Origin of the sequence: Pseudonocardia pini (genome assembly GCF_013870575.1) — a bacterium.
Taxonomy (GTDB): Bacteria; Actinomycetota; Actinomycetes; order Mycobacteriales; family Pseudonocardiaceae; genus Pseudonocardia; species Pseudonocardia pini.
On record NZ_JACBXB010000288.1, the window covers coordinates 1 to 6,439 of the forward strand.

At 73.0% G+C, this 6,439-nt stretch carries 5 protein-coding genes; 4 read left to right on the forward strand and 1 reads right to left on the reverse strand.

Annotation, left to right across the window (positions count from 1 at the left end):
• The 3 genes from H5J29_RS17100 to H5J29_RS35890 all read left to right on the forward strand — a co-directional run.
• The coding region (locus tag H5J29_RS17100) for an ATP-binding protein (RefSeq protein WP_246393967.1) at positions 1-393 on the forward strand (393 nt) is incomplete at its 5' end.
• A gap of 38 nt (positions 394-431) precedes the next feature.
• A complete protein-coding gene (locus H5J29_RS36245) occupies positions 432-1,265 on the forward strand; it encodes an NUDIX domain-containing protein (protein WP_312858275.1) in 834 nt (277 codons plus the stop codon).
• A 1,124-nt stretch (positions 1,266-2,389) separates the two neighbouring features.
• Positions 2,390-3,262, forward strand: a complete 873-nt coding sequence (locus H5J29_RS35890; RefSeq protein WP_220187533.1) for an endonuclease domain-containing protein — start codon at positions 2,390-2,392, stop codon at positions 3,260-3,262.
• A gap of 1,090 nt (positions 3,263-4,352) precedes the next feature.
• Here H5J29_RS35890 and H5J29_RS17115 read toward each other — a convergent pair.
• A complete protein-coding gene (locus H5J29_RS17115; protein WP_181781953.1) occupies positions 4,353-4,502 on the reverse strand; it encodes a hypothetical protein in 150 nt (49 codons plus the stop codon).
• Between the two features lie 117 nt (positions 4,503-4,619).
• Between H5J29_RS17115 and typA the strand changes: the two genes are divergently transcribed.
• A partial coding sequence (typA, locus tag H5J29_RS17120; RefSeq protein ID WP_220187535.1) for a translational GTPase TypA occupies positions 4,620-6,439 on the forward strand: 1,820 nt, incomplete at its 3' end.

Here is a 6,439-nt window from a genome sequence, read left to right on the forward strand (position 1 = left end):
GCGCTGGACCGGGTGGCGAGCGGTCCGGCGCCCGAGCTGCTGGCCCCGGGGAACGCGCTGGTGGTGGCCAGCCCCGCGGAGGTGGGGCTGGTGCTGGACAACCTGTTGGGCAACGCGGCCCGCTACGCCGCGACCCGGGTGCGGATCGAGGTGCTGCCCGCGGGGCGCTGGACCCGGCTGGTGGTCTCCGACGACGGCCCGGGCATCCCCGTCGCGGACCGGGGCCGCGTCTTCGACCGGTTCACCCGGCTGTCGCAGGAGGCGGGAGGCGGACACGCGGGGTTGGGTCTGGCGCTGGTGTCCGCGTTGGTGACCGGCCGGGGCGGCTCGGTGACGGCGGGGGAGTCGGCCTGGGGCGGCGCCCGGCTGGAGGCCCGCTGGCCCGCGCCGTAGCCCGCGGCTGGGACGATCGGCGGGTGCCGGTGCTCAGCATGTCGACCCCCGTCGCCGCTCCGCGCAGGCTCGTGGCGGGTGTGGTGCGGGACTGCGAGGTCGCCGTCGAGGCGCTCACCCTCGCGGGGCACCGCTTCTCCTCCGCGGTGCGGCTGCTGGTCGCCGGCGACGAGGTGCGGCTCGATGCCCGGCTCGTCCCCGGCATCCGGTTGCGCTGCCGGTCGCGGATCCAGTCGGTGGGACCGGGCGGGATGACGTCCGCGCTGGTGGGCGGCCTGGCCAGATCCCTCGTCCACCGCACCACGCTGGAGGAGGGCCCCGAGGGGACCGTGCTGCACGACGAGATCACGTGGGAGTCCCCGTTCGGCCCGCTGGGCCGGGTCGGCGACAGGATCCTGGTCCGCAGGCTGATCCGGGACATGCTCGCGGCGCGGGCCGTGGTCTACCGGCGACGGGCCGAGGAGCTGGTGGGGGCACCGGTGGTCGTCGGGGCCGCGATCGTGCGGTCGGGGAGCGTGCTCGCGGCCCAGCGCGCACGGCCCCCGGAGCTCGCGGGGCGGTGGGAGCTGCCGGGCGGGTCCGTCGAGGTGGGCGAGACCGAGCCCGAGGCGCTCGTGCGCGAGTGCCGCGAGGAGCTCGGGGTGGGGCTCGAGGTCGGCGCCCGGCTCGGCACCGACCTCCCGATCTCGGTGCGGGGCCGCGACCGGGTGCTCCGGATGTACTCGGCCTCGCTCGCCGCCGGTTCCGCGGAGCCCGAGGCGCTGGAGCACCGGGCGGTGCGCTGGCTGGGCCCGTCCGAGGTCCCCACCGTGGCGTGGGTCGACGCGGACCGCGCGGTGGTGGCGGATCTGGTGGACCTGACCCGTCCCTGATCACCTCCCGCTGGGCTGCCGCGCCTGATCCGTCGTGCCCGGCTCGCGCCTGGGCCGGTTGTGTCCGAGCCGCCCTTGTCTGGGTCGCTCGCGCTTGGGCCGTCCGTATCTGGGTCGCTTGCGCTCGGGCCGCTCGGGCCGCTTGCGCCGGATTGCTTGCGCTTGGGTCACTCGTGTCTGGGTCGCTTGCGTGAGGTTGCTTGCGCTTGGGCCGCTTGCGCTTGGGCCGCTCGTGTTTGGGGTCGCTCGCGGCTCGGGCCGTCCGCGCCTGGGTCGCTCGTGTCCGGGTCGCTGTGTCCGAGCCGCTCGCGCCTGCGTCGCTGCTGCCGTGTCCGGGCGCGTGTGCCCGGGACCGCTGCATTGCACGGCGCCCGTGCGCGGGTCCCCTCACAGCCGGGACCGAGGCGCATCCGAACGAACCCCGCGTGCCTGGCCGCTTGTGTCGGGGTCGCCTGCCCTGGTCGCTAGCGCCGCTCGTGTCCGAATCACTCGTGTCCGGTGGGTGCGGATGTGGGGCGATGTCGCGGGTGTGGGGCGATTCAGGAATGTCGCGGTTTCCGTCGCTCGCCGCACGCAATGATCATCGCTTCGGTGCGGCGAGCCGCGCTCACCACGGCGTTCCGAGCCGAAGTGGTGATCTTGGGTGGCTGGCCCACTTGAACGGGTTCCTCGCGGACGATCATGATCACCGTCTTGGCGCGCACAGCCGCGCGGGTCGCGGCTCGAGGTGCCGAAGCGGTGATCACGGATGGGTCCTCGGGGGAAGCGTGCACCCCCGGCAGGACGATCGGGGAGGCCGCTTGGGGAGGCTGCTCGGAGACCAGCGTTCGGAGACCAGCGTTCGGAGACCAGCGTTCGGAGACCAGCGTTCGGAGACCAGCGTTCGGAGACAGCGTTCGGAGACCAGCGCTCGGGGACAGCGCTCGGTTGGGTGGCTCGGTGTCGCGGCTGGAAGCACAGCTTGGTGATCGCCGATCGGGTACGCGGAGCCGCGTTCTGCGCGGTTCCACGAGCCGAGGTGGTGATCCTCGGGCGGGTGGAACCGCGGGTCGGCGGCGGCCGTCGAAGTTCGCATGACTTCTGGGCGGAGTGGTGAACGGTCGTCGGGGGCGACGAGGCGTGGCGTGGCGCCGCTGCTGCGGCGCCAGGCGGGGGTGATCTCGCGGGCGCAGGCGGTCGCGGTGGGGGTGTCGCCGGACGCGGTCGACCGGAACCTGGCGGCGCGTCGGTGGGTGCCGCTGCACCCGCGGGTCTACCGCGATGACGCCCACCCGCCGAGTGACGCCGCGCGCGTCTGGGCGGCTGTGCTCTGGGCGGGGGAGGGCGCGGTGCTGAGCGGGGTCGCGGCTGCGTGGTGGCAGGGCATCGCTCCCGCGCTTGCCGGGCCGGTAGCGGTCACGGTGCCGCGGAGGCGCTCGCCGCGACCACGACAGGGCGTGACAGTGCGACGCCGCGACCTCGACCCGCAGGACCGCACCCACCGACACGGGGTAGCGGTGACGGCCCCGGCGTTCACGGTGCTGGACGCCGCGGTCGAACTGGGCACCGCGGGCGGGCCGTTCCTGGACCGGGCGTTGCAGACCGGCGTCTCGTTCGAGGCTGTGTCCCGCGCCTACTCGCGCAACATCGGCTGCCACGGGTCGGCCGCGATGCACGCCCTGTTGGTCGCGGCCGCGGATCGCTCCGCGTCGGTCGCCGAGCGCCTGCTCGTCAAGCACCTGCGGGCCGCTCGCCTCATCGGGTGGCGTTGCGGGCATCCGGTCATGGGCTTCCTCCTAGACCTCGCGTTCCCCGAGGCCAAGGTCGCGATCGAGGTCGACGGCTGGGCCTGGCACCTCGACGCGGAGCGCAGACAGCGTGACCTGTGGCGTCAGAATGTGCTGGTCCGGGCCGGGTGGACCGTCCTGCGCTACACCTGGCAGGACCTCACCACCCGCCCCGCCGCGGTGCTCGCCGAGATCGGGCACGCCGTCGCCACCGCGCGTCGCGCGAGCTGACCATGATCGTCGGGCTGGCGGGCGGCGGAACCGCGTGGGCCGCGGTTCTCGGCTCCCAGTCAGAGGCCATCCGGTGGGGCGACCGTGAACCACCGGCGCGGGTGGCAGTGATGGTCGGTTCGGAGCGGGGAGCCGCGGTGTGCGCGGTTGGGCGCTCCGAGGTGGTGATCATCGGTCGATGCGGCCTTTCGCGCGCCCCGGCTGATCGTCGGCGGGGGTGGCAGCGATCGTCGGTTCGGAGCGGGGAGCCGCAGTGTGAGCGGTCGGGCGTGCCGAAATGGTGATCATGGCCCACGTGGCGGGACCGGGGAGTCGGGGCCGAGGTGGTGATCGTCGGTTCGGAGCGGGGAGCAGCGGTGTGCGCGGTGCGGCGTGCCGAAGCGGTGACCATGAGCTGTTGGCGGGCCGGGAGTCGGGGCCGAGTCGGTGATCGTCGGTCGGTCTTGGAGCGGGGAGCCGCGGTGTGAGCGGTCGGGCGCACCGAAGTGGTGATCATGATTCCCGTAGCGGAGTCGGGGCTGAGGTGGTGATCGTCGGTTCGGAGCGGGGAGCTGCGGTGTGCGCGGTCGGGCGTGCCGAAGCGACGATCATGGCCGCGGGCCGGGCCGGGCCGGGCCGGGCCGGGCTGGCTGGCTGGGTCGGGCTGGTTGGGCTGGGCCGGGCTGTTGGGCCGGGCTGGTCGGGCTGCGCCGGGCTGGCTGGGCCGGGCTGGGCTGGTTGGGCTGCGCCGGGCCGGCCGGGCTGGACTGGGTCGGCGGGCAGGTGGCTCCTGTGGGGCGAGCCTCCTCGGCCCCGATTCTCGGTGGGAGCGGTCGCCACACTCACCGCGGTATCTCGTGCCCCTGATCGACCGAGCGATGCCGGGCGGAGGGCAGGGGAGCGGTCCGGATCACGCTGTGATCTCGGTCATCGCCCGCGCCGGTCCCGGGGGGTCGTCCGACAGGGTGCGGGGAGGTGTGGGCGCGTCGCTGCCGAGCCTGATGATGACAGGCTGGGGGGCGGGATCGATCCAGCCCGGGCGAGCGCGTGCGGCGGACCGCGCGAAGGGCGCTTCGGTACGAGAAGTGCAGATCAGGGCGGTGTGCGGTCCTCAGTAGACGCGGGCGATCTTGACCGCCTTCTGGTAGGCCTTGCCGCTCAGGTCGGCGGCGCCGGCCTTCTGCAGGCGCAGGTGCACCACGGGACAGCTCTTGCACCTCTTGGGCTTGGAGCGGCAGCACTTCTTCTTCACCTTGGCCATCGTGAGGTGAGCCTAGGCTGGGCGCGGGCGCAGGTCCAGAGATCCCACGGGATACCGTGAAGCGTGACTTCAGCGCCATCCTCGCTCGCCGACGCCCCGCAGACCGCCGACCGCGGCCTGCCCGACGGCGTCCGCGCGCTGCGCAACGTCGCCATCGTCGCGCACGTCGACCACGGCAAGACCACCCTCGTCGACGCCATGCTCCGCGCCTCCGGCACGTTCGGCGAGCGCGCCGAGCTCGTCGACCGGGTGATGGACTCCGGTGACCTGGAGCGCGAGAAGGGCATCACCATTCTCGCGAAGAACACCACGGTGAACTGGCAGGGCGTGACGATCAACGTCATCGACACCCCCGGCCACGCGGACTTCGGCGGTGAGGTCGAGCGCGGCCTGTCCATGGTCGACGGCGTGGTGCTGCTGGTCGACGCCTCCGAGGGCCCGCTCCCGCAGACCCGCTTCGTGCTCCGCAAGACCCTCTCCGCCGGCCTGCCGGTGATGCTCGTCGTGAACAAGACCGACCGTGCCGACGCGCGCATCGAGGAGGTCGTCGACGAGTCCCTGGAGCTGCTGCTCGAGCTGGCGGACGAGCTGGGCCTCGACGAGGACCAGACCGCCCATCTGCTGGACCTCCCGGTCGTCTACGCCTCCGGGCGGGCGGGCCGCGCGAGCCGCAACCGCCCCGGCGACGGCGAGCTCCCGGACTCCGAGGACCTCCAGCCGCTGTTCGACGTGCTGTTCGACGTGGTTCCGGCCCCGAAGGACGACCCGAACGCCCCGCTGCAGGCGCATGTCACCAACCTCGACGCGACCAGCTTCCTGGGCCGCATCGCGCTGTGCCGCGTCCGCGCGGGCGTGATCCGCCGCGGCCAGCAGGTCGGGTGGTGCAAGGAGGACGGCAGCGTCCAGCGCGTCAAGATCACCGAGCTGCTGCGCACCGAGGGCCTCACCCGGGTGCAGGCGGACGAGGCCGTGGCGGGCGACATCGTGGCCGTCGCGGGCATCTCGGACGTCATGATCGGCGACACGCTCGCGGACCCGGAGAACCCGGTCCCGCTCGAGCGCATCCACGTCGACGAGCCCGCCATCTCGATGACCATCGGCATCAACACGAGCCCGCTGGTGGGTCGCGACCCGCACCCCGGCGCCAAGCTCACCGCCCGCCAGGTGAAGAACCGGCTGGACTCCGAACTGGTCGGCAACGTGTCGCTGCGCGTGCTGCCCACCGAGCGCCCCGACACCTGGGAGGTCCAGGGCCGTGGCGAGCTGGCGCTGGCGATCCTGGTCGAGACCATGCGCCGGGAGGGCTTCGAGCTCACCGTCGGCAAGCCCGAGGTCGTCACCAGGGTGGTCGACGGCAAGCTGCACGAGCCCTTCGAGCAGCTCTCGATCGACGTCCCGACCGACTCGCTCGGCGCCGTCACCCAGCTGCTCGCGGCCCGCAAGGGCGAGATGAGCCAGATGGTGCACGGCGACACCCGCGTCCGGTTGGACTTCCGGGTCCCGTCGCGCGGCCTGATCGGCTTCCGCACCGAGTTCCTCACGATCACCCGCGGCGCGGGCATCGCCAGCCACGTGTTCGACGGCTACGGCCCCTGGGTCGGGGAGATCACGAACCGCCTGCGCGGCTCGCTGATCGCGGACCGCTCCGGCCCCGTGACCGGCTACGCGGTCGACCTGCTCGCCGACCGCGGCGAGCTGTTCGTGGGCCCGGGCACCCAGGTCTACAGCGGCATGGTGATCGGCGAGTACACCCGCAACGAGGACCTCGAGGTCAACATCGTGCGGGAGAAGAAGCTGACCAACATGCGCAAGTCGACCAGCGACGAGCTGGTCAAGCTCACCCCGCCCACGATCCTCACGCTGGAGCAGAGCCTCGAGTTCTGTGCCAACGACGAGTGCGTCGAGGTCACGCAGCAGCATCCCGTAGTTCACCGCGG